This is a genomic window from Rhodococcus sp. AC861 (assembly GCF_979256035.1).
This window is the reverse complement of record NZ_CEEDMW010000006.1, coordinates 289,817-311,896: the sequence shown is the minus strand read 5'-3', so window position 1 is coordinate 311,896 and position 22,080 is coordinate 289,817. Positions and strand designations below refer to the sequence as shown.

At 66.9% G+C, this 22,080-nt stretch carries 21 protein-coding genes; 9 read left to right on the top strand and 12 right to left on the bottom strand.

Annotated features, from left to right (window positions below):
• Window positions 1–4 precede the first annotated feature (4 nt).
• A complete protein-coding gene (hrcA, locus tag AC0IX4_RS19900) occupies window positions 5–1,048 on the bottom strand; it encodes a heat-inducible transcriptional repressor HrcA (protein ID WP_056075576.1) in 1,044 nt (347 codons plus the stop codon).
• A 109-nt stretch (window positions 1,049–1,157) separates the two neighbouring features.
• Here hrcA and AC0IX4_RS19895 point away from each other — a divergent pair, with 109 nt between their 5' ends.
• Window positions 1,158–1,463: a type II toxin-antitoxin system VapB family antitoxin gene (locus tag AC0IX4_RS19895; RefSeq protein WP_042572891.1), complete on the top strand. Its 306-nt coding sequence runs from the start codon at window positions 1,158–1,160 to the stop codon at window positions 1,461–1,463.
• A 5-nt stretch (window positions 1,464–1,468) separates the two neighbouring features.
• On the opposite strand, the gene hemW is transcribed toward AC0IX4_RS19895, so the two are convergent.
• Window positions 1,469–2,650 (bottom strand): radical SAM family heme chaperone HemW, encoded by a 1,182-nt coding sequence (gene hemW / locus AC0IX4_RS19890; protein ID WP_471830643.1) that lies wholly within the window; start codon window positions 2,648–2,650, stop codon window positions 1,469–1,471.
• 79 nt (window positions 2,651–2,729) lie between these two features.
• Between hemW and AC0IX4_RS19885 the strand changes: the two genes are divergently transcribed.
• The 5 genes from AC0IX4_RS19885 to AC0IX4_RS19865 all read left to right on the top strand — a co-directional run bounded on the left by AC0IX4_RS19885 (window position 2,730) and on the right by AC0IX4_RS19865 (window position 8,110).
• On the top strand, window positions 2,730–2,822 hold the full coding sequence (locus AC0IX4_RS19885; protein ID WP_471830641.1) for a putative leader peptide: 93 nt from the start codon (window positions 2,730–2,732) through the stop codon (window positions 2,820–2,822).
• Window positions 2,823–2,927: 105 nt separating this feature from the next.
• Window positions 2,928–4,628 (top strand): nitrite/sulfite reductase, encoded by a 1,701-nt coding sequence (locus tag AC0IX4_RS19880; RefSeq protein ID WP_471830639.1) that lies wholly within the window; start codon window positions 2,928–2,930, stop codon window positions 4,626–4,628.
• 70 nt (window positions 4,629–4,698) lie between these two features.
• A complete protein-coding gene (locus tag AC0IX4_RS19875) occupies window positions 4,699–5,430 on the top strand; it encodes a phosphoadenylyl-sulfate reductase (RefSeq protein ID WP_471830637.1) in 732 nt (243 codons plus the stop codon).
• Window positions 5,427–6,362, top strand: a complete 936-nt coding sequence (cysD, locus tag AC0IX4_RS19870) for a sulfate adenylyltransferase subunit CysD (protein WP_471830636.1) — start codon at window positions 5,427–5,429, stop codon at window positions 6,360–6,362. Before AC0IX4_RS19875 ends, cysD begins: the two co-directional genes overlap by 4 nt.
• Window positions 6,362–8,110, top strand: coding sequence for a GTP-binding protein (locus AC0IX4_RS19865; protein ID WP_471830634.1), 1,749 nt, complete (start codon window positions 6,362–6,364; stop codon window positions 8,108–8,110). Before cysD ends, AC0IX4_RS19865 begins: the two co-directional genes overlap by 1 nt.
• Before the next feature lie 686 nt (window positions 8,111–8,796).
• Here the strand turns inward: AC0IX4_RS19865 and AC0IX4_RS19860 are convergent.
• The 6 genes from AC0IX4_RS19860 to AC0IX4_RS19835 all read right to left on the bottom strand — a co-directional run bounded on the left by AC0IX4_RS19860 (window position 8,797) and on the right by AC0IX4_RS19835 (window position 13,083).
• A complete protein-coding gene (locus AC0IX4_RS19860; protein WP_231568561.1) occupies window positions 8,797–9,828 on the bottom strand; it encodes a sulfate/molybdate ABC transporter ATP-binding protein in 1,032 nt (343 codons plus the stop codon).
• 5 nt (window positions 9,829–9,833) lie between these two features.
• Complete coding sequence (cysW, locus tag AC0IX4_RS19855) at window positions 9,834–10,637, bottom strand: sulfate ABC transporter permease subunit CysW (protein ID WP_056075573.1); 804 nt, start codon at window positions 10,635–10,637, stop codon at window positions 9,834–9,836.
• The gene (gene cysT / locus AC0IX4_RS19850) at window positions 10,634–11,512 is read right to left on the bottom strand and encodes a sulfate ABC transporter permease subunit CysT (protein ID WP_082042814.1); all 879 of its coding nucleotides are present in this window, start codon (window positions 11,510–11,512) and stop codon (window positions 10,634–10,636) included. Before cysT ends, cysW begins: the two co-directional genes overlap by 4 nt.
• Window position 11,513: 1 nt before the next feature.
• Window positions 11,514–12,506 carry a sulfate ABC transporter substrate-binding protein gene (locus AC0IX4_RS19845; protein WP_471830632.1) on the bottom strand — a complete coding sequence of 331 codons (993 nt, stop codon included), beginning with the start codon at window positions 12,504–12,506 and terminating at the stop codon, window positions 11,514–11,516.
• Window positions 12,507–12,667: 161 nt separating this feature from the next.
• Entirely contained in the window at window positions 12,668–12,757 is a 90-nt protein-coding gene (locus AC0IX4_RS19840) for an Ms4533A family Cys-rich leader peptide (protein WP_442970429.1), read from the bottom strand.
• Window positions 12,758–12,876: 119 nt separating this feature from the next.
• Window positions 12,877–13,083 carry a hypothetical protein gene (locus tag AC0IX4_RS19835; protein WP_442970430.1) on the bottom strand — a complete coding sequence of 69 codons (207 nt, stop codon included), beginning with the start codon at window positions 13,081–13,083 and terminating at the stop codon, window positions 12,877–12,879.
• Between the two features lie 85 nt (window positions 13,084–13,168).
• On the opposite strand from AC0IX4_RS19835, the gene AC0IX4_RS19830 reads away from it, so the two are divergent.
• A complete protein-coding gene (locus tag AC0IX4_RS19830) occupies window positions 13,169–15,211 on the top strand; it encodes a glycoside hydrolase family 15 protein (protein ID WP_471830630.1) in 2,043 nt (680 codons plus the stop codon).
• 9 nt (window positions 15,212–15,220) lie between these two features.
• On the opposite strand, the gene AC0IX4_RS19825 is transcribed toward AC0IX4_RS19830, so the two are convergent.
• From AC0IX4_RS19825 to AC0IX4_RS19815, 3 genes are all read right to left on the bottom strand, one after another.
• Window positions 15,221–15,895 carry a TetR/AcrR family transcriptional regulator gene (locus AC0IX4_RS19825; protein WP_471830629.1) on the bottom strand — a complete coding sequence of 225 codons (675 nt, stop codon included), beginning with the start codon at window positions 15,893–15,895 and terminating at the stop codon, window positions 15,221–15,223.
• Window positions 15,896–15,903: 8 nt separating this feature from the next.
• Complete coding sequence (lepA, locus tag AC0IX4_RS19820) at window positions 15,904–17,745, bottom strand: translation elongation factor 4 (protein ID WP_082042812.1); 1,842 nt, start codon at window positions 17,743–17,745, stop codon at window positions 15,904–15,906.
• Between the two features lie 117 nt (window positions 17,746–17,862).
• The gene (locus tag AC0IX4_RS19815) at window positions 17,863–18,825 is read right to left on the bottom strand and encodes an iron-siderophore ABC transporter substrate-binding protein (protein WP_056076269.1); all 963 of its coding nucleotides are present in this window, start codon (window positions 18,823–18,825) and stop codon (window positions 17,863–17,865) included.
• A 170-nt stretch (window positions 18,826–18,995) separates the two neighbouring features.
• Between AC0IX4_RS19815 and AC0IX4_RS19810 the strand changes: the two genes are divergently transcribed.
• Together AC0IX4_RS19810 and AC0IX4_RS19805 are read left to right on the top strand one after the other, a co-directional pair.
• A complete protein-coding gene (locus tag AC0IX4_RS19810; protein WP_471830628.1) occupies window positions 18,996–19,571 on the top strand; it encodes a type II toxin-antitoxin system PemK/MazF family toxin in 576 nt (191 codons plus the stop codon).
• Window positions 19,572–19,826: 255 nt separating this feature from the next.
• Window positions 19,827–21,260 carry an AAA family ATPase gene (locus AC0IX4_RS19805; protein WP_471830626.1) on the top strand — a complete coding sequence of 478 codons (1,434 nt, stop codon included), beginning with the start codon at window positions 19,827–19,829 and terminating at the stop codon, window positions 21,258–21,260.
• On the opposite strand, the gene AC0IX4_RS19800 is transcribed toward AC0IX4_RS19805, so the two are convergent.
• Entirely contained in the window at window positions 21,244–22,074 is an 831-nt protein-coding gene (locus AC0IX4_RS19800) for a transglutaminase family protein (protein ID WP_082042811.1), read from the bottom strand. The genes AC0IX4_RS19805 and AC0IX4_RS19800 overlap by 17 nt on opposite strands.
• Window positions 22,075–22,080 lie beyond the last annotated feature (6 nt).

The window sequence follows — 22,080 nt, the reverse complement described above, 5'->3', positions numbered from 1 at the left end:
GCCGTCAGCGTTCGGCCAGCACCTCTCCTATGTATCGGGCAACGGCAGCGACGGAGGCGATCGTTCCCGGATAGTCCATCCGTGTGGGACCCAACACTCCCATGCCGCCCAGCACGTTCCCCGCGGAGCCGTAGCCGGTCGAGATGACCGAGGCTCCGCGCATCTCCGGTGCCATGGTCTCCTCACCGATCTGCACGGTGATGCGTCCGGTCTCCTGTGTCGCGGCGATGAGCTTGAGGACGACGACCTGCTCCTCGAGCGCTTCGAGAACGGAGCGCAGCGAGCCGGGGAAGCCGTTCAGCGCCGCGAAATCCGCGGCGTTGCGGGTGAGGTTCGCCGTGCCGCCGAGGACCAGGCGTTCTTCGGGATGCTCGACCAGGGTCTCGACCAGCACGGTCGACGACCGGACGACGGCGTCGCGAAGATCGTCGGGTGCCGTCTCCGCGAGTTCGGCCACGGCGACGGACGCCTGGGCCAGCCGCTTACCTTCCAGCGCGCCGCCCAGCAGCGTGCGCAGACGGCTCAGATCCTCGTCGCCGATGACGTCTCCCAATTCGACGATGCGCTGATCGACGCGTCCGGAATCGGTGATCAGAACCAGCAGCAGCCGCGCCGGTGTCAACGCGACCACCTCGAGGTGTCGCACCGACGATGCCGACAGCGTCGGATACTGCACCACGGCTACCTGGCGGGTGAGCTGAGCGAGCAGACGGACGCCTCGGCGCAGCACGTCGTCCAGGTCGACACCCGAATCGAGGAATTGCAGAATGGCGCGCCGTTCCGCGGCCGACAGCGGTTTGACATCCGCGATGCGGTCGACGAACTGCCGGTACCCCTTGTCCGTGGGAATGCGGCCCGAGCTGGTGTGCGGCTGGGTGATGTAGCCCTCCGCCTCGAGAACGGCCATGTCGTTGCGCACGGTCGCACTCGATACGCCCAGATTGTGGCGGTCCACCAGCGCTTTCGACCCGATCGGCTCCTGCGTCGCGACATAGTCGGCGACCAGAGCACGCAGGACCTCGAAACGTCGATCCTCTGTACTCGACATCGCAACCCTCCTACGCTCGGATTCGGCACCACTGTCGGACGAGGGCACCGGGGACCAGCCGATTCTAGTCGCCGCCGCCGCGGTGCCCCATTCCACTACTGTGACCGGTGTGATCTTCAAGGGAGTGCGCGACGGCAAGCCGTACCCGGAGCACGGTCTGTCGCTGCGCGACTGGTCCAAGATTCCGCCCCGACAGCTGCGTCTCGACGAGATCGTGACCACCACGAAGGTGCTCGAACTCGACCGGCTGCTGTCCGAGGACAGCACCTTCTACGGTGACCTGTTTCCCCACGCCGTGCACTATCACGGCGTCGTCTACCTCGAGGACGGGCTGCACCGGGCGGTGCGCGCCGCGCTCCGGAACCGCGTCGTACTTCACGCCCGTGTCTTCGACTACGACGCGATCGCTGTCTAGGACCGTCACTCGAGGATGTCGCGTACGACCCCGTCGGCGAGCAGTCGTCCACGGTCGGTCAGCACGAATGTCTCGCCCTGCGCGTCGAGTAGTCCCTCCTCCACGAAGGATCGAGCCCGGGTCACCTCGTCCGCGGACAGGTCCGACGCCGCGACACCGGTCCGCAGCCGCGCCGTCAACATCACCCGTTCCATGTGCTGTTCTTCCGCGGTAAGCACCTCGGAGTCCGCGATTGGCAACTCGCCGGTCGACAGCGTCTCGGCGTACCGCGCCGGGTGCTTGACGTTCCAGAACCGGGTGCCGTCCACATAGCTGTGGGCTCCGGGCCCGATGCCCCACCAGTCGCCGCCGTCCCAGTAGCCGATGTTGTGGCGACATTCGGCGTCGCGGTCGCGGGCCCAGTTGGACACCTCGTACCAGCCCAGACCTGCCTCGGCCAGGCGCGCGTCGATCCGCTCGTACCGGGCCGCCAGCACGTCGTCGTCGGGCATCGGGATCTCGCCGCGGCGGACCCGACGCGCGAGCGCAGTGCCGTCCTCGACGATCAGCGCGTAGGCCGACACGTGGTCGACTCCGGCCTCCAGCACCGCATCCAGCGACGCGTCGAGATCGGAGTCGCGCTCGCCGGGCGTGCCGTAGATGAGGTCGAGATTGACGTGGTCGAAGCCGGCCGCCGCTGCTTCACGCGCGGCGTCGACGGCTCGACCCGGTGTGTGGGTGCGGTCGAGGATCGCGAGCACGTGCGGCGCCGCGGACTGCATACCGAGCGACACCCTGGTGAAGCCCGCCGCGCGGATGCCGTCGAAGAAGGCCGGCGACGTCGACTCCGGGTTGGACTCCGTCGTCACCTCGGCTCCGGCGGAGAACTCGAAGGAGGACCGTGCGGCCCCCAGCAGGTCGGCCAGCCCGTCGGCTCCGAGCAGTGACGGGGTTCCGCCGCCGACGAAGACCGTGTCGACACTCGGCACTCGGCCCGATTTCCGCTGGAACGTGGCCGCCGCGAGATCCAGCTCACGGCGCACTCCGTCGAGCCAGGACTGCGGTGACGCCGAGGTGCCCAGTTCACCGGCCGTGTAGGTGTTGAAGTCGCAGTAGCCGCAGCGCGTGGCGCAGAACGGGACGTGCAGGTACAGCCCGAACGGTGTGGACGTGTCGGTGTCGGGTGCGGTGAGTGCAGCGGAGGTCACCGGTACGAGTGTCCTCCACCTGCTGGTGAGCACGTTCCGGAGCCCGCCGTGGTCGGACCGCACTCGGCGTCATGGCAGAATGGACGCCATGACCGTCATCGAGATCATGCTCGTGGCTCGCCGCCACGTCGATCTCGCACGCGTCTGCAGCTGTCTGGAATCCACCGTCTGATCTTCCCGCCAGCCCGCACAACCCCGGCCGGTCAGGGACGAGGTGTGCGGACCAGCCCTCCGAACACTGCGAACCTGTCGGCGCCCGACTTCTGGAGCGCGACTCATGACGACCTCACCCGATGCAGCTGCGCCTCGTGCGCGCACACCCCGATCCGCCAAGCGCAGGTCCGAAGGCCAGTGGGCCCTCGGCTACCGCGAGCCGCTGAACGCGAACGAGCAGAGCAAGAAGGACGACAACCCCCTCAACGTGCGTGCGCGCATCGAGAACATCTACAGCAAGCAAGGCTTCGACAGCATCGACAAGGCCGATCTGCGCGGCCGGTTCCGCTGGTGGGGTCTCTACACCCAGCGCGAACAGGGATACGACGGCACCTTCACGGGCGACGAGAACATCGACCTGCTCGAAGCGAAGTACTTCATGATGCGCATCCGCTGCGACGCGGGGGCGCTCACCGCTCTCCAGTTGCGCACTCTCGGCGAGATCTCGACGGAGTTCGGCCGCGACACCGCGGACCTGTCGGACCGCGAGAATGTGCAGTACCACTGGATCGAGGTCGAGAACGTCCCCGAGATCTGGCGACGCATCGAGTCCGTCGGCCTGAAGACGACCGAGGCGTGCGGTGACTGCCCCCGCGTCGTCCTCGGTTCACCGTTGGCCGGCGAGTCGCTCGACGAGGTGCTCGATCCGACCGCGGCGATCGACGAGATCGTCGAGCGCTACATCGGCAAGCCCGAGTACTCGAACCTCCCCCGCAAGTTCAAGACGGCGATCTCCGGCCAGCAGGACGTGGTGCACGAGGTCAACGACATCGCGTTCATCGGGGTGAACCATCCCGAGCACGGGCCCGGCCTCGACGTGTGGGTCGGCGGCGGACTGTCCACCAATCCCATGCTGGCGCAGCGTCTCGGCGTGTGGGTTCCCCTGCACGAGGTGGCGGACGTCTGGGAAGGCGTGGTGTCGATCTTCCGCGACTACGGCTACCGCCGTCTGCGCGCGAAGGCCCGGCTGAAGTTCCTGGTCAAGGACTGGGGCATCGAGAAGTTCCGCGAGGTGCTCGAGACCGAATACCTGAAGCGTCCGCTGCTCGACGGCCCCGCACCCGAGAAGCCGACCCGCCCCATCGACCACGTGGGTGTGCAGAAGCTGAAGAACGGGCTCAACGCCGTCGGCCTCGCTCCGATCGCCGGACGTGTGTCCGGCACGATCCTGCAGAAGGTTGCCGAAGCCGCCCAGCGCGCCGGTTCCGACCGCATCCGCTTCACCCCGTACCAGAAGCTGATCGTGCTCGACATCTCCGACGAGAAGCTCGAGGACTTCATTGCCGAGATGGACGCGCTGGGCCTCCCGGCTCGCCCGTCGATCTGGCGCAAGAACCTGATGGCCTGCAGCGGAATCGAGTTCTGCAAGCTGTCCTTCGCCGAGACCCGTAAGCGTTCGCAGGTGCTGGTGCCCGAGCTCGAGCAGCGTCTCGCCGACGTCAACGCACAGCTCGACGTGCCGATCACCGTGAACATCAACGGCTGCCCCAACTCGTGCGCTCGCTCGCAGGTGGCAGACATCGGCTTCAAGGGCCTTCTTGTCGACGACGGTGCAGGCGGTCAGGTCGAGGGCTTCCAGGTTCACCTCGGTGGCAGCCTCGGCTTCGACAGTGCCTTCGGTCGGAAGCTGCGCCAGCACAAGGTCACCAGCGTCGAGCTGGGCGACTACATCGACCGGGTGGTCCGCAACTTCGTCAAGCATCGCGACGAGGGCGAGCGATTCGCGCAGTGGGCCGTCCGTGCGGACGAAGCGGATCTGCAGTGACGGGCCGCGGGAATCGCCCGGGTCGAGACCTGGTTGAGCGGTGGACCGTCTCCGCGCGAAAGGTTGCATCATGAGCATCACCACACATCGCCACCTGTCCGAGTCCGAACTCCGCGACATCGCCGAGCGCGGGGCGCGAGAGTTGGACGGCGCCTCCGCGGTGGAGCTCATGCAGTGGACCGAGGACAACTTCGGTGACGACTACATCGTCGCGTCGAACATGCAGGACGGCGCGCTGGTCCACCTTGCCGCGCAGATCCACCCGGGTGTCGACGTGCTCTTCCTCGAGACCGGCTACCACTTCGCCGAGACCATCGGCACGCGCGACGCCGTCGAACAGGTCTACGGCGTCAACGTCATCGACGCTGCCACCACGGTGTCCGTCGCCCAACAGGACCGCCTCGAGGGCAAGGACCTCTTCGCCCGCGATCCCGCACGGTGCTGCGCGCTGCGCAAGGTCGTCCCGCTGAAGCGTGAGCTGAAGAACTACAGCGCCTGGGTCACCGGTATCCGCCGAGTCGAGGCGCCCACACGTGCGAACTCGCCGCTGATCTCGTTCGACGAGGGCTTCGGTCTGGTGAAGATCAACCCGCTCGCCGCGTGGTCCGACGACGAGATGCAGGCGTACATCGACCAGCACGGCATCCTGGTGAACCCGCTGGTGGACGAGGGCTACCCCTCGATCGGGTGCGCACCCTGCACCGCGAAGCCGGCACCGGGAGCAGATCCCCGCAGCGGCCGATGGGCCGGTAGCACCAAGACGGAGTGCGGACTGCACTCGTCCGAGGAAGGAACCCGATGACCGCAGCTCCGGTGGAGCCCGTCGTGGACGTGACGCACGTCGACGAACTCAGGGCTCTCGAAGCCGAGTCCGTCCACATCGTCCGCGAGGTGGTGGCGGAGTTGGAGCGGCCCGTTCTCCTCTTCTCTGCGGGCAAGGACTCCATCGTTCTTCTGCGACTGGCGGAGAAGGCTTTCCGCCCCTCCCCCATCCCGTTCCCGGTGATGCACGTGGACACGGGCCACAACTTCCCCGAGGTCATCGAGTTCCGCGACCGTCGCCTCGCCGAGGGTGGCCATCGACTGGTCGTCGCCTCCGTCCAGGAGTCGATCGACAAGGGGCGCGTGCGTGAAGTCGGCGGGCCGTCCGGCTCGCGTAACCGTCTGCAGACCCGCACCCTGCTGGATGCGTTGGAGGAGAACAAGTTCGACGCAGCCTTCGGTGGTGCACGGCGCGACGAGGAACGCGCCCGCGCCAAGGAGCGTGTGTTGAGCTTCCGTGACGAGTTCGGTCAGTGGGATCCGCGCGCACAGCGTCCCGAGCCCTGGTCCCTCTACAACGGACGCATCAAGCGCGGTGAACAGGTCCGCGTGTTCCCCCTCAGCAACTGGACCGAGCTCGACATCTGGCGCTACATCGAGCTCGAGCAGCTCGAACTGCCGTCGATCTACTTCGCGCACGAGCGCGAGGTCTTCGAACGGGACGGCATCCTGCTGGCCACCTCCGAGTTCACCTCTCCGACCGAGCACGAGAGTGCCGCAGTGGAGATGGTGCGATACCGCACCGTCGGCGACCTCACCATCACCGGCGCGGTCCGCTCGCACGCCACCGACATCGCGGGCGTGATCACCGAGATCTCGGCGGCCACGGTCTCCGAGCGCGGCGAGACCCGCGCCGACGACCGAACGTCCACCGCCGCAATGGAAGATCGCAAACGCGAGGGGTACTTCTGATGACCGCCACCTACGACCTCCCCGCCGACACCGCGTCGGGTGCAGCGTCTCCCCCACGCCAGCTGTTGCGCATCGCCACCGCGGGTTCCGTGGACGACGGCAAGTCCACGCTCATCGGGCGTCTGCTCCACGACACCGACAGCCTGCCGCTCGACCACCTCGACGCCGTGACCGACGAGGAGGGTGTCGCCGACCTGGCAGCACTGTCCGACGGTCTGCGCGCCGAGCGTGAACAGGGCATCACCATCGACGTCGCCTACCGCTTCTTCTCCACTCCCACACGCAGTTACGTCCTCGCCGACACTCCCGGACACGAGCGGTACACCCGCAACATGTTCACCGGGGCGTCCAACGCGAACGTCGCCATCCTCCTTGTCGACGCCCGCGCCGGGGTGCTGCGACAGACGCGTCGTCACGCCAGGATCGCGACGCTGGTCGGCGTCGACCGACTGGTCGCGACCGTGAACAAGATGGATCTCATCGACTTCGACGAGAACCGGTTCCGCGACGTCGAGCGGGAACTCGCCGAACTCGGCGCTCGTCTCGGCACCGAGATCCTTGTCATCCCGATCGCGGCAAAGCTGGGCGACAACGTCGTCGAGCCGTCTACGAACATGCCCTGGTACTCCGGGCCCACACTTCTCGATCACCTCGAGAAGATCGACCTGGTCGCTCCCGCACCGGTGGCGACCGAGCTGCGCCTGCCCGTGCAGTGGGTCTCGCGTCCCACCGACGGCGAGCGTCGCCGCTACACCGGACGCCTGTCGGCCGGCACCATCCAGGTCGGTGACTCCGTGGTGGCCCTGCCGTCGGGATCACGCAGTGTCGTCACCGCACTGGACACCCTCGATGCGGGCCGCGATGTCGCCGTCGCACCTCTGAGCGTGTCCGTCGAACTTGCCGACGACATCGACGTCGCCCGTGGCGATGTGCTCGTCAGCGGCGAGCCGCAGGCCCACTTCCCCACGCTGGCACGCGAATTCGACGCCACAGTGTGCTGGCTGGCCGAAGCACCTCTCGGTGTCGGTGACAGGTTGGCCCTCAAGCACACCACGACGACGGTTCGCGCGACCGTCCAGCGCATCCACTCACGGCTCGATCCGGAGACGCTCGACGAGCACCCCGGCTCGGAGAACCTGTCGCTCAACGACATCGCCCGCGTCACGCTGCGCACCAGCGCGGTCGTGGTGGCCGACGACTACCGCGACAACCGTGACTCCGGAGCGTTCATCCTGCTCGACGAGCACACCAACGACACCGTTGCCGCCGGCATCATCGAGGGTGCGCGAGCAGTCCTCGACCGCTCGGACACCCCGTCCTGGATTCCCTCGTCGCTCACGCGGGACGAACGCGCGCGCCGCACGGGTCAGCGCGGCGCGACCATCTGGCTCACCGGCCACCCGTCGTCGCACAAGGCGTCCATCACGGTTGCCGTCGAAGATGCTCTGACCGCCGCGGGCAGAACTGCCTACATCGTCGGCGGGGACAACGTGCGAAGCGTTCTCGACATCGACGCCTCCGCCGGAACCCGTTCCGCAACTGTGCAGTTGGCGCGCCTGGCCCGGCTGTTCGCCGATGCCGGTGTCGTCGCCGTCGTGCCGGTCTCCTCGACGGATGCCGACGATCTCGCGGCGGCTCGCATGGAGATCGAGGCGGCGGGCATCTCCGTCACGGAGCACCGCGTCGACGCCGACGACACCACGGACCCGTCCGAGGTCGCCGCCTCGGTGCTGCGCGGACTGGAGTAGTAGCCCCCTTCGAGGGGTTCGCGCTGCAGGGTGTGTGCACACGGGTTCTGATGAGCGCACACCCTTTACGGGATGCCGTATCAGGTGTGCACTCGACACAAGAGGTGTCCGCTCGGCCGGTGGGTGCTGCACGGTGTCTGGCGGGGTGCTGCAGGGTGTGTGCACACGGGTTGTGGTGAGCGCACACCCATTACCGCCTGCCGCACCGTGTGTTCGCTTCACGCAGGAGGTGTTCGCTCGACCGGAGAGCGCTGCACGGTGCCTGGCCGGAGGAAGCTGCACGGTGTGTGCACACGGGTTCTGGTGAGCCCACACCCTTTACGGCCTGCCGCACGAGGTGTTCGCTTCACGCAAGAGGTGTTCGCTCGGCCGGAGGGCGCTGCACGGTGCCTGGCGGGTGGCGCTGCACGGTGTGCGCACACGGGTTCTGGTGAGCGCACACCCATTACCGCCTGCCGCACTGTGTGTTCGCTTCACGCAAGAGGTGTTCGCTCGGCCGGAGGGCGCTGCACGGTGTCTGGCGGGGGCGCTGAAGGGTGTGTGCACACGGGTTCTGCTGAGCGCACACCCTCCCCCGCATGCCGCAGCCGGTGTCCACTCCACACAAGAGGTGTTCGCTCGGCCGGAGAGCGCTGCACGGTGTGTACACACCGGGTTCCGGTGAGCGAACGCCCAGCGGCGCGGACTCAGCCCGGGATCACCGGCACGCGGGTGGCGCGCACGTACACGGTTTCGCCGCTCTCCAGACCCAGCGCCTCGTTGTCACCACGGGTGATCTGCGCGAAGAACAGCTCGTTGGTCGCGCCGTTGCGCAGCTCGACCCGGACCTCGAAGCCGAGATGGACGACGCGTTCGACCGTGGCCCGGGTGACGCCGGCGTTCTCGGCGGTTCCGGTCTGCTCGGCACGGGCCAGGTCGGGTGTGCGTCCGACGCGGATGTCGTGCGGCCGCACCAACTGACCATTCAACTTGGAGACCTCGCCGAGGAACGACATCACGAAGTCGTTGGCAGGGGTGTCGTACAGCTCGCGGGGAGCTCCGATCTGTTCGATGCGGCCCTTGTTCATGACGGCGATGCGATCGGCGACGTCGAGCGCCTCCTGCTGGTCGTGCGTCACCAGCACGGTGGTCACGTGGACCTCGTCGTGCAGTCGACGCAGCCAGGTCCGGAGGTCGGCGCGCACTTTGGCGTCCAGAGCGCCGAACGGCTCGTCCAGCAGCAACACCCGAGGATCGACCGCGAGGGCGCGGGCGAGGGCCATGCGCTGACGCTGACCACCCGACAGCTGAGCCGGGAAGCGGGTTTGGAAGCCGGACAGGCCGACGATGTCGAGGAGCTGGTCGACCCGCTCGTCGATCTCCGCCTTCGGCTTCTTCCTGATCTCCAGTCCGAAGGCGACGTTCTTGCGCACGGTCAGGTGCTTGAAGGCCGCGTAGTGCTGGAACACGAAGCCGATGTCGCGCTTCTGCGGGCTGACGGTGGTCACGTCGTCCCCGGCGATGACGACGACGCCGGAGTCCAGTTCCTCGAGGCCGGCGATCGAGCGGAGCAGCGTCGACTTGCCCGAGCCGCTGGGCCCCAGCAGAGCGGTGAGCGACCCGGACGGGATGTCGAGGGACACGTCGTCCAGGGCGGCGAAGTCGCCGTACCGCTTCTGTGCACCGCGGACCGAGATCTCGATGCTGTCCGTGCGCTTCTGCGTCGTCGATGTGGTCACGGTGCTCATTCCTTGGTTCGCTTGCGGTCCAGAACAGTCATCAGCAGCAGCACGATGACGGCGACGACCATGAGAAGTGTCGAGGCGGCGTAGGCGCCGGGTTGGTTGAAGTCCTCGTACCGGGCATTGACCAACAGAGTCAACGTCTGGGAGATGCCGGGCAGGTTGGTGGAGACGATGATGACGGCACCGAACTCGCCCAGGGCGCGCGCGACGGTCAGCACGACTCCGTACGTCAGACCCCACCGTATGGCCGGAAGCGTGATGCGCCAGAAGGTCTGCCACGAGGTGGCGCCCAGGGTGGCCGCCGCTTCTTCCTGTTCCTCACCGATCTCGTAGAGGACGGGCTCGACCTCGCGCACGACGAACGGCAGCGTCACGAAGATCGTCGCCAGCACCATGCCGGGCAGCGCGAAGATGACGGTGATGCCCCACTCCGCGAGGAAGCCGAACCACCCGCCCGCGCCCCAGAGCAGGATCAGCGCCACGCCGACGATGACCGGGGACACGGCGAACGGAAGGTCGACGACGGCCTGCACGAAGCCCTTGCCGCGGAAGTTGCCTCGCGCCAGGGCTAGTGCCGTGACGACGCCGAACACCACGTTCAGGGGAACGACGATCGCGACGATGATCAACGACAACTGCAGAGCCGACTGCGCGGCAGGGGTCGTGATCAGTTGGAAGAACGAGACGATGCCGTTCTCGAAGGTCCGGTAGAGGATCGCGCCGAGGGGGAAGACGACGAGGACGGCCAGGTACAGCAACGCGACGGTGCGCAACCCGATACGGGTGCCGGTGCCGAGCCTCATTTCTGTTCCTCCCGGTGTGCGAGGCGGCTGCCCGCGATCCGCAGCACGAAGAGCACGACGAACGCGATGGCGAGCAGCACCACGGAGATCGCGGCCGCGTCGACGGGCTGGTCGGTCTCGATCTGCTCACGGATGAGCTGCGACGCGATCTGCGTGTTGCCCGGGATGTTGCCGCCGATGAGAACGACGGAGCCGAACTCGCCCAGTGCACGCGAGAATGCCAGACCCGCTCCCGAGAGGATCGACGGCAGCAGCACCGGGAGGACGACCCTGCGGAAGATGACCAGGTTGCTCGCTCCGAGCGATGCGGCGGCTTCCTCGACCTCACGGTCCAGTTCGATCAGCACCGGCTGTACCGCACGGACGACGAACGGCAACGTGACGAAGGCGAGGGCGATCACGACGCCGGTCTTCGTGGCATTGAGCGTGATCCCGACGGGACTCATCGGCCCGTAGAGGGACAGCAGAACAAGGCTCGCGACGATGGTGGGCAAGGCGAACGGCAGGTCGATCAGCGTGTTCACGATGGACTTGCCGGGGAACTCGTCGCGGACCAGAACCCAGGCGATGACGGTTCCCATCACCACGTTGATCAGAGCGGCGAGTACCGAGACCTGCACGGTGACGCGCAGAGTCGCCAGCGCCCGCGGATCAGTTACCGCATCGAAGAATTCCGCGGGGCCCTCGGACAGTGACCGACTCAGAACCGCTGCGAGTGGCAGCAGCACGATGATCGAGAGCCACAGGACGACCGTGCCGAGTGTCAGGGAGCCACCGGGCAGTCCGGAAGCCGCGCGCCGTCTACCGGGCGAACCTTGAGAGGACGCCGGTCGGCGGGTGAAGAGTTTTCGCCGACCGGCGACCTCTGTCGTCATGTCAGCTCGATGCCTTGTAGATCGCGTTGATGGCACCGTTCTCGCCGAACAGGTCACTGTCCACCGCGCTCCACCCGCCGAGGTCGTCGATCGTGTACAGCTTCTGCGGCGTCGGGAACTTGTCGGTGTAGTCGGCGGCGACCGCGGGATCGACGGGACGGAAGCCGTTCTCGGCCCAGATCTTCTGGCCGTCGGCGGTGTACAGGTAGTCGTTCAGCGCGTTGGCCTGCTCGAGGTTGGCGCTGGAGTTGATCACGGCGACGGGGTTGTCGATGCGGAAGGTCTGGTCCGGAACGATGTGCTCCACCGGCTGGCCCTGGCCCTCGAGCAACAGTGCCTCGTTCTCGTAGCTCAGCAGCACGTCACCCTGGCCCTGCAGGAAGGCCTCGGACGCGGAGCGGCCGGAGTCCGGCTGCACGGGGAAGTGCTTGACCAGTTCGGTCACGTAGTCGAGGCCGGCCTGGCGATCCGTTCCGCCGTTGCTGACGGATGCGTACGGCGCCAGCAGGTTCCACTTGGCCGAGCCCGAGCTGAGCGGGCTGGGACTGATGACCTGGACGTCGGGACGGATGAGGTCTTCCCAGGTCTTGATGTTCTTGGGGTTGCCCGGCCGCGTCACGATGGAGACGACGGAGCCGAAAGGCACACCGCCGTAGGCATTCTGGTTCCAGGCCTCGTCGACCTTGCCGGCTTTGACCAAGCGGGTCACGTCGGGCTCGACCGAGAAGTTGACGATGTCGGCGGGTGCACCGTCGGCGACCTTGCGGGACTGGTTGCCCGATGCGCCGTAGTCCGCGTTGATGGTGACGTTGTCACCGTTCTCCGAGGACGCGAACGCCGCGCCGATGGCATCCCACCCGTTCTTCGGAACTGCGTACCCGACGAGGGTCAGCGACGGACCCGAGGTGGATGCCGCTGTTTCTCCGACGGTGTCGGAGGAGCCGGACGAGCAGGCGGTCAGCGCGAGCAGAGCCGCGGCAGCGGCTGTGGACACTAGGCGAACGCGACGTGATGGGAACACGAGTTACCTCTCGGGGACCGCGCCCACCATCGACGGTGGCGCGCGTGAATGTGAAGGGCGGAAAGGTGACGGGACTGATTACGTGCTGACGAGCGGAACGCGCCGGTTCGAACGAACGGGGCGCGGCGTAAGGGTCAGCGACAGTCGACGTCAGCGACCGCGAGCATGCCCACAGCGATCAGCGCCAGCTCATGGCGGATCGGGTGGGAGGATGCGTCGGACACAGCCGAGAATTTAGCAGAAGGTGGGGACGACTTCGCTATCGAGTCAGCAGCCAGGCCACGATCACCAGCAGAATGAGGGCGATCAGGGCCGATGTCACACGCGAGCGGGGCAACGTCTCTCACTTCTCTTCCGGACGGACGGGGGTGGCCGCCGTCTCTCGACGGAACATTCGACGTCGTGCGTCGAAGAGCGTGGACAGCACGATGTCCACGACGTACGCCGTGATCGCGGCGGCCGGGACGACGACAGCCAGCACGACGGCAACCTGCGGGATGAACGGGAGCCCGGCGATCCAGAGTTCCACTCCGTCCCACCACGAGCCCACTGCGTTCACACCCACCGACAGTAGTCGCTCCGACAGTGAGGGCCCAGCAGTGGACTACAGGGGCGGACCACTCCATGATGGGCGAATGAGTCCGTTCGACGAACAGTCCGTGGTTCCCCGCGTCGCGAGCGCCGGTGAAGCCACCTTCGGGCCGGCGTCGGCCGACACACCCGACGAAGGTGGAGCGCTCGACGCGGTGCCCGGCACGTCGCAGACATGGCTGCCCCACCGCACCACGTTTCCACCCATCGACGACTACGCCTTCCTGTCGGACTGCGAGACGACCTGCCTCATCGCCCGCAACGGGGCCGTGGAGTGGATGTGCATCCCTCGCCCCGACTCCCCCAGCATCTTCGGGGCGGTGCTCGACCGGGGCGCCGGGCATTTCCGCATCGGCCCCTACGGTCAGAACGTGCCCGCAGCGCGGCGCTATCTCCCCGGCGGCCTGATCGTCGAGACGACGTGGCAGACCGAGACCGGATGGTTGGTCGTTCGGGACGCTCTCGTCATGGGCAAGTGGCACAACACCGACGAGCGGTCCCGGACCCACAAGCGCGCACCGTCGGACTGGGATGCCGAGCACTGCCTGATCCGCAGCGTGAAGTGTGTCAGCGGCACGGTCGAGTTGGAGATGACCTGCGAGCCCGCCTTCGACTATCACCGCAAGGCTGCGGTCTGGGAATACACCGGCAAGGTGTACGAGGAGGCGACGGCCACCGTCAGTGCGGGCGACGGCTCGGAGCCCACCCTGAAGTTGACGACCAATCTGCGCATCGGCCTCGAAGGCCGCGAGGCCCGCGCGCGTACACGCATGACGGAGGGCGACAACGTCTTCGTCGCGTTGTCGTGGTCGACGCTCGATCCTCCGCGGACGTTCGAGGAGTCCGCCGAGAAGATGTGGCAGACGGCGGAATGCTGGCGTCAGTGGATCACCATCGGCCGCTTCCCCGACCATCCGTGGCGCGGGTACCTCCAGCGCAGCGCCTTGACTCTGAAGGGACTGACGTACGCCCCGACCGGTGCTCTGCTCGCGGCGAGCACCACCTCCCTGCCGGAAACACCGGGTGGCGAACGCAACTGGGACTACCGCTACGCCTGGGTACGCGATTCGACCTTCGCTCTGTGGGGTCTCTACACGCTCGGTCTGGACCGCGAAGCGAACGACTTCTTCTCCTTCATTTCCGACGTCACATCGGGCCCGGACGGCAAACCCGTTCCGCTGCAGGTGATGTACGGCATCGGCGGCGAACGCACGCTGGAGGAAGAAGAGCTGGGCCACCTGTCCGGATACGACGGTGCCCAGCCGGTGCGCATCGGCAACGGCGCGTACAACCAGATGCAGCACGACATCTGGGGCACGATGCTCGATTCGGTCTACCTGCACGTGCGGTCCCGTGAGAACGTGCCGGAGTCGTTGTGGCCCTTGCTCAAACGTCAGGTCGAGGAAGCCATCGAGCATTGGCGCGAACCCGATCGTGGCATCTGGGAAGTGCGCGGTGAACCTCAGCACTTCACGTCGTCGAAGGTGATGTGCTGGGTCGCGCTCGATCGTGGCTCCAAGCTCGCGACTCTGCACGGGGAGAAGGCATACGCCGAGCAGTGGAACACCATCGCCGACGAGATCAAGGCCGACATCCTCGAGCACGGCGTCGACGAGCGCGGGGTCTTCACCCAGCGGTACGGTCACGAATCCCTGGACGCGTCACTGCTGTTGGTTCCGCTGCTGCGCTTCCTCCCGTCGGACGACGAGCGGGTGCGGGCCACCGTGCTCGCCATCGCGGACGAGCTGACCGAAGACGGTCTGGTCCTGCGCTACCGCGTCGACACCACCGACGACGGCCTGTCGGGCGAGGAGGGCACCTTCACCATCTGCTCGTTCTGGTTGGTGTCGGCGCTGGTGGAGATCGGCGAACTGCACCGCGCGAAGCGACTGTGCGAACGCCTTCTGGGGTTCGCGAGCCCCCTGAAGCTCTACGCCGAGGAGATCGACGCGAAGACCGGACGGCACCTGGGCAACTTCCCCCAGGCGTTCACCCACCTCGCGTTGATCAACGCCGTCGTCCACGTCATCAGGGCGGAGGAAGCGGTGCAGGCCGGGCAGTTCCAGCCTGCCCACGGCCACTCCTGACCGGCCCCGTCACTCGGGCGTATCGAGCCTCAGGGCGTTGGCCCACAGCCGAGTCGCGGTGTGGACCAACTGCTCCGAGGAGCACGACGGTGCGACGCCGAGGGCGGGTTCGACGACGAAGTGGGTGAACGCCAACCGGGAGATCATGCCGGACAACGCCAGCGAGGCGACGAACGCGTCGACACCGGTGTCGGCCAGTTCGCGTTCCTGGAGGTCGGCGATGCTGCGAGCGTTCCGTCTGATGAACGCGTCCGCACGGTCGCGGCGTAGCCGGCGGAAGTTCGGATCCACCGCCGCGACCTGCTCGAGAACTTCCATCAGCTTCGCGTTGCGCTCGTACGCCTCGAGATACGCGCGGTTGCTGGCTTCGATGATCGCGACCGGATCACTGTCGTCGGGCACGTGTTCGGTGCCCGGATGCATCATGTCGTCCTGAGCGACCTCCAGGACCGCCGCGAGGATTTCTTCCTTGCCCGCGAAGTAGGTGTAGAAGGTTCCGGACGAGCACTGTGCTTCATCGGTGATGTCCACCAACCGGGCCTCGAGGTATCCGGCCCGCTCGAAGACCACGCGGGCGGCAGCGACCAGCGAGGCTCGGGTGCGCACACCGCGACGGGTGACGGGCGGTGTGCGAAGAAGGCCCGCGTCGGCCAGCGACGGTGGTGCGTCGTCCGGTTCCGACACGGTCCCCGTCACTTCTTGGGCTTGTCCGCCGACGCGTCGGTGGACAGTGCAGCCACGAATGCTTCCTGCGGAACGTCGACGCGTCCGATGGTCTTCATGCGCTTCTTGCCCGCCTTCTGCTTCTCGAGCAGCTTGCGCTTACGGCTGATATCGCCGCCGTAGCACTTGGCCAGAACGTCCTTGCGAATTGCCCGGATGTTCTCGCGCGCAATGATCTTCGAGCCGATGGCGGCCTGGATCGGGATCTCGTACTGCTGGCGCGGGATGAGATCTTTCAGTCGCGTGGTCATCTTGTTGCCGTAGGCGCCGGCCGCATCCGCGTGCACGATCGCAGAGAACGCGTCCACCGCCTCACCCTGCAGCAGGATGTCCACCTTGACCAGGTTGGCCGACTCCTCGCCGATCTCCTCGTAGTCCAGGCTCGCGTACCCGCGGGTGCGCGACTTCAGGATGTCGAAGAAGTCGAAGATGATCTCCGCCATCGGAATGGTGTAGCGCAGTTCGACGCGCGTCTCGGACAGGTAGTCCATGCCGCCCATCTCGCCGCGGCGGCTCTGACACAGCTCCATGATCGAGCCGATGAATTCGCTCGGCGAGATGATGGTGCACTTGACCATCGGCTCGAAGACGGCCTTGGCCTTGCCTTCCGGCCAGTACGACGGGTTGGTGACGATGTGTTCCGCACCGTCGTTCATCTCGACGCGGTAGACCACGTTGGGTGATGTGGAAATGAGGTCGAGGCCGAACTCGCGCTCGAGACGCTCACGGGTGATCTCCATGTGCAGCAGTCCGAGGAAGCCGCATCGGAACCCGAAGCCGAGGGCGACGGACGTCTCCGGCTCGTAGGTCAGCGCCGCGTCATTGAGCTGCAGCTTCTCGAGGGCGTCGCGAAGGTCCGGGTAGTCCGAACCGTCCACCGGATAGAGACCGGAATAGACCATCGGGCGTGGTTCGCGGTAGCCAGTCAACGCTTCGGTAGCGCCGTTCTTCGCACTGGTGACGGTGTCGCCGACCTTGGACTGGCGCACGTCCTTCACGCCGGTGATGAGGTAGCCCACCTCGCCGACACCGAGTCCCTTGGTGGCCTTCGGGTCCGGGGACACGATGCCGACCTCGACGAGTTCGTGCGTCGATCCCGTCGACATCATCGTGACCTTCTCGCGCGGCAGGATCTTGCCGTCGACGACACGCACGTAGGTGACCACGCCGCGGTAGGCGTCGTAGACGGAGTCGAAGATCATCGCGCGCGCCGGCCCGTCCGGGTTACCGACGGGAGCGGGCACCAGGCGGACGACCTCGTCCAGCAGTGCCTCGACGCCCATGCCCGTCTTGCCGGACACGCGGAGAACGTCGTCCGGCTCGCAGCCGACGATGTGCGCGATCTCCGCGGCGTAGCGATCCGGGTCCGCGGCGGGGAGGTCGATCTTGTTCAGCACCGGGATGATCGTCAGATCCTTCTCCAGCGCCAGGTACAGATTGGCCAGAGTCTGCGCCTCGATGCCCTGCGCGGCGTCGACCAGCAGCACTGCGCCCTCGCACGCTTCGAGGGCTCGTGAGACCTCGTAGGTGAAGTCGACGTGGCCGGGGGTGTCGATGAGGTGCAGGACGTGTTCGGTTTCGCCCACCTTCCACGGCAACCGGACGTTCTGCGCCTTGATGGTGATTCCGCGCTCACGCTCGATGTCCATGCGGTCCAGGTACTGGGCACGCATCGACCGGTCGTCGACGACGCCGGTGAGCTGCAGCATGCGGTCGGCCAGCGTCGACTTGCCGTGGTCGATGTGGGCGATGATGCAGAAGTTACGGATCCGAACCGGATCCGTGAACGTCGTGTCCGCGAAGTTGGTGATGGGGTGCTCCTGACGAGACGGCCGTGGTCACCTACAGAATATCTGCACGTCACCACGGCCGGGGTCGCGGGCAGGCCGGAGGCCGGTCGGCTCGGTCGAAGGGGCGGTAGTGCGTGGTCAGGCCGGGGTGTTCGTCGTGGCAGGGCCGCTTCCGGCGAGTGTGGACGAGAACGCCGGAACGAGCGAGTCCAGCAGGTACGGAAGGCTCAGCGGCGAGGTGAAGTAGATGGCTCCCGCGGTGATGCCGTCGGTGAAGACGAGTCGGTTCTCGCGCACTTCCTCCAGCGTGCCGTAGATCGGTTCGGCCTCGAGGGCAGCACGATCCTCCGGTCCCTCGGTGGCCCAGAGCAGGACGTCGGCGGCGTCGAGAACCGAGAGATTCTCGAGCGGGATGTACGCCTGGGCGTCCTCTTCGGTGACGAACGCATCCAGCTCGGACGGGATCTCGAAGCCGAGCGAGGTCAGGAAGTCCGTGCTCAGACCGTCCTGGTACGCGATGGCCTGGTTGTCGTACAGGGCGTTCTGCAGCAGGACCGCCTTCTTACCGGCGAACTCCGGGTGTGCCTGCGCCGCCTCGCGGTACTGCGCGCGTACGTCGTCGACCAGCGCGTTCGCCTCGGCCTCCTTGCCCAGCGCGAGTCCGATGGTGCGCGCCTGCTGATCCCACGGCTCGAAGTACGGCGAGTCGGGGTCACTGTGCGCGATGGTCGGCGCGATGGCACTCAGACGTGTGTAGTCGTCCTCGCTCATGCCGGCGTTGGTGCCGATGATGAGGTCCGGCTCGAGGGCGGTCACCTTCTCGAACTGGATGCCGTCCGTCTGCGACAGCACCTCGGGATGCGCGCCGCCCAGCAGATCGTGCGCCCACGGCCAGGTGGCGTCGGGCTGCTCGCCGTACCACTCGGTGACGCCGACGGGAACGACGCCCAGAGCCAGCAGGGTGTCCTGTTCGGTCAGCCCGACGGAGACGATGCGCTGGGGGTCGTCGGGCACGACCGTCTCGCCGAATGCGTGCGACACGGTCACCGAACCGTCGCTCGCGGAGTCGGCGTCCGCGCCCGACGAACATGCCGACAGCATCGCCGTCACGGCTACACCCAGTGCCAGGACCGCGCGGCCCCTCCGTCGTACTCCCCGTCGAATCACGTCATTCCCTTCAGCTGTCGAGAACCTCTCGAATCGGGCTCAGGGTAGCCTAAGCTCACTAGCCGTGGGTGAGCGTCGATTCGCATCCTCGGTAGCCTGTTCGGATGGCAACGTTGGCGTCGATCGGCAAGAAACTGGGACGACTCGCAGTGGCGGAGGGCCCACGGCTGTTCCGGCAGCTGCAGAGGTCCGGTGCGCTGGACAAGGTGACCCAGTCCATCGGGCAGAGGGTCGGTGCGTCGACAGCGACGCCTCCTCGGACCGCACCGTCGGGACGGCCGGTCAGCTCCACGTCGTCGCCCACCGCGGCACGCGCACGACGCATCGAGTACTCCCCCGCTCTCGACGGAGCAGCGGATCCCGGCGAGATCGTCTGGACGTGGGTCGCCTACGAGGAAGACCCGTCACAGGGCAAGGACCGTCCGGTGCTCGTGGTCGGCCGGGACGGATCCACCCTCCTGGGCCTGATGTTGTCGAGTCAGAGCAAGCACGAGGGCGATCGCGACTGGCTCGGACTGGGCGGTGGATCCTGGGATGTGCAGGGCCGGCCCAGCTGGGTCCGCCTCGACCGTGTCCTCGACGTCCCCGAGGACGGCATCCGCCGCGAGGGTGCCGTGTTGCCGCGCGATCGCTTCGACCTGGTCGCCGGACGGCTGCGCTCCGACTTCTCCTGGCACTGACCGGGCCGTGCCTGAAGGTCCATATCTCCCTCGGATCGACGGGATTCCGTCGATCCGGGCGAGTTGTGGACGCTCCGACTCGATACGCTCGACAGCACGAGTGTCGAGAATCGGACGCGGCAACCCCTGGCGCAGCAGGGTTTCCCGGTGCTACCGTCCTTCTGCGGATGTGAATCTTTCCGCCCATCCCCTCTCACCGGCGGCACATCCCGCGTCACATTCCTTCGAACCATCCGCACTGGTAGTGCGTTCACTGTGACCCTCACGCATTCCCCGGACTCGCTCGACATCGTCAGCGGAGCCCTGTCCCATCTCTCCCACCGTGCCCGTGCACTCGACACCGGACCGCTCGAAGAGCCTGCGCTGCATATCTTCTCGCACCTGGCCGTAACCCCGGATGCGGTGATCTCGCATCGACGGTCCCTTCCCACCTATCAGGCCGCGACCCTCGTCCTCACCGTCCAGGCCTACGCCGACCGCCACTCGGATCCACCGGAAGCTGCAGCGGCACAACGATGGTCGTCACTCCGCGGCCGCGAGGTTCCGCACGAAGACCTCGTCACACTGCTGCGGTCATGTCACCGCGGTGGCCGCGTCCGAGGAGGCCCCGTCGAGTACCGGTCGGTGGACACCGGTCCCGAGTCGACGATGTCCGTCCCGGCCTTCGGGTTGCTCGACACCTACTCACCCGGCGGAATCCCCGTGGCGGTTGCGGTCCACATCCCGGACCCGGCGCATCAGGCGCCACTGCAGATCGAGGTGATCTGCGGCGAACGGGACGCCGGCGCGAGCACGCTGGACAGCATCGTCTCGCTCATGGACGAGCACGACGTCATGCGCGGCCAGGTCCTCACGCTGGGGAGCAGCGGCGGACGGGGCAACGGGCTCGTGGGATTCATGACGAGACCCACCGTCGCGGCCGAGGACTTGATCCTTCCCGACGGCACTCTCGAGGCGATGACCCGTCATCTCGTCACCGTCGGATCCTCCGCAGCACGACTACGTGAAGCCGGCCAACACGTGGGTCGCGGCATACTCCTCTATGGCCCACCGGGAACCGGCAAGACCCATACGGTCCGCCACCTCCTCGGACTCGTGCCGGACAGCACCGTCATCGTGCTCACCGGGTCCGCGATGCGCCACATCGCGGAGGCCACCACTCTGGCACGCCGCCTGAGCCCGTCGGTCGTGGTGGTCGAGGACGTCGATCTCATCGCCCGGGAGCGCGAGGAAACGGGTGTGAACTCGCTCCTGTTCGCATTGCTCGATGCGATGGACGGCATGGACGGCGACGCGGACGTGACGTTCGTGCTCACCACGAACAGGCCCGATTCCATCGAGCGAGCGGTCCGAGACAGACCCGGACGCATCGATCTCGCGGTCGAGATCCCGCTGCCCGACGCACGCGGTCGCGCCCGGTTGGCGGAGCGCTATCTGTCGGCAGTGGACATGGCAGCCGACCTCACGCCGCTCCTCGACGCGACCGAGGGCGGAACCGCCTCGTACGTACGGGAACTCGTCCGCCGCATCGTGGTCGCCGCGATCGAGCGCGACGACCACGATGTCGACGGACGCAGAACGATGATCACCGACAGTGACATCGCCGCGGTTCTGACCGCCTGCGTGGACGAGCGTCAGAGACTGACCCGCTCACTGCTCGGCGGATCGAGCGTCACGCCAGGCGGGTGATCTCCACGACCACGTCGAGTTCGGTGGACCCGCCACCGGAGAAGATGCCCTTCAGCGGCGGCACGTCGGCATAGTCACGCCCGATGCCTACCGACACGTGCTGCTCGTTGACCGGAACGGCGTTGGTCGGGTCGTAGCCCCACCAGGATCCGGTCCACGCCTCGATCCACGCGTGCGACTGCCCCTCGACCGAATCACCCACCACCGCTTCGGCATTGGGGTGCAGATATCCGGAGACGTAGCGGGCAGGGATGCCGATGCTGCGGAGCAACACCAGCGTGAGGTGTGCGTAGTCCTGGCAGACGCCCTTCTTCTCGGCCCACGCCTCCACTGCGGACGTGTGCACCCCGGTGGTGCCGGGAACGTAGGACATCTCCTGATTCACCCAGTTGCAGACGGCCACCACGGCGTCGTACGGCCCCAGATCCTTCGCCAGCTTCTTCGCGACGGCCGTCAGCTGGCGGTTGCGGGGGACGTAGGTGCTGTGGCCGAGCAACTCGTTGAACCTGTCCACCACGGGGGCGGCGGCCAGGTCCTCCCAGTCGAGGGTCTCCTCCGGCGGGACGAACGCGTCCGTCTCGACGACGGAGGAACCCGCCACCTCGAGGGACGTGTGCGGTGCGTGGAGGTCGAATGCCGTGACCGCGGTGCCCCAGTAGTCGGTGTACCGGTACGACCTGGTCGCGGGATCTGTCTCGACGCGATTGAGAATGACGTTCTGCCGGGTGTCGCTCCGCGGCGTCAGTCGGGCCTCGTTGTACGAGGACGTGACCGGTGCGTCGTAGTTGTACCCCGTGGTGTGCACGACGCGCATCCGCCA

What these genes read in the sequence shown, in the direction of transcription:
- hrcA (WP_056075576.1), bottom strand. Translation starts at nt 1,048, where the DNA reads ATGTCGAGTACAGAGGATCGACGTTTCGAGGTCCTGCGTGCTCTGGTC.
- AC0IX4_RS19885 (WP_471830641.1), top strand. Translation starts at nt 2,730, where the DNA reads ATGGACGCCATGACCGTCATCGAGATCATGCTCGTGGCTCGCCGCCAC.
- AC0IX4_RS19880 (WP_471830639.1), top strand. Translation starts at nt 2,928, where the DNA reads ATGACGACCTCACCCGATGCAGCTGCGCCTCGTGCGCGCACACCCCGA.
- AC0IX4_RS19875 (WP_471830637.1), top strand. Translation starts at nt 4,699, where the DNA reads ATGAGCATCACCACACATCGCCACCTGTCCGAGTCCGAACTCCGCGAC.
- cysD (WP_471830636.1), top strand. Translation starts at nt 5,427, where the DNA reads ATGACCGCAGCTCCGGTGGAGCCCGTCGTGGACGTGACGCACGTCGAC.
- AC0IX4_RS19865 (WP_471830634.1), top strand. Translation starts at nt 6,362, where the DNA reads ATGACCGCCACCTACGACCTCCCCGCCGACACCGCGTCGGGTGCAGCG.
- cysW (WP_056075573.1), bottom strand. Translation starts at nt 10,637, where the DNA reads ATGAGGCTCGGCACCGGCACCCGTATCGGGTTGCGCACCGTCGCGTTG.
- cysT (WP_082042814.1), bottom strand. Translation starts at nt 11,512, where the DNA reads ATGACGACAGAGGTCGCCGGTCGGCGAAAACTCTTCACCCGCCGACCG.
- AC0IX4_RS19830 (WP_471830630.1), top strand. Translation starts at nt 13,169, where the DNA reads ATGAGTCCGTTCGACGAACAGTCCGTGGTTCCCCGCGTCGCGAGCGCC.
- AC0IX4_RS19815 (WP_056076269.1), bottom strand. Translation starts at nt 18,825, where the DNA reads ATGCTGTCGGCATGTTCGTCGGGCGCGGACGCCGACTCCGCGAGCGAC.
- AC0IX4_RS19810 (WP_471830628.1), top strand. Translation starts at nt 18,996, where the DNA reads ATGGCAACGTTGGCGTCGATCGGCAAGAAACTGGGACGACTCGCAGTG.
- AC0IX4_RS19800 (WP_082042811.1), bottom strand. Translation starts at nt 22,074, where the DNA reads ATGCGCGTCGTGCACACCACGGGGTACAACTACGACGCACCGGTCACG.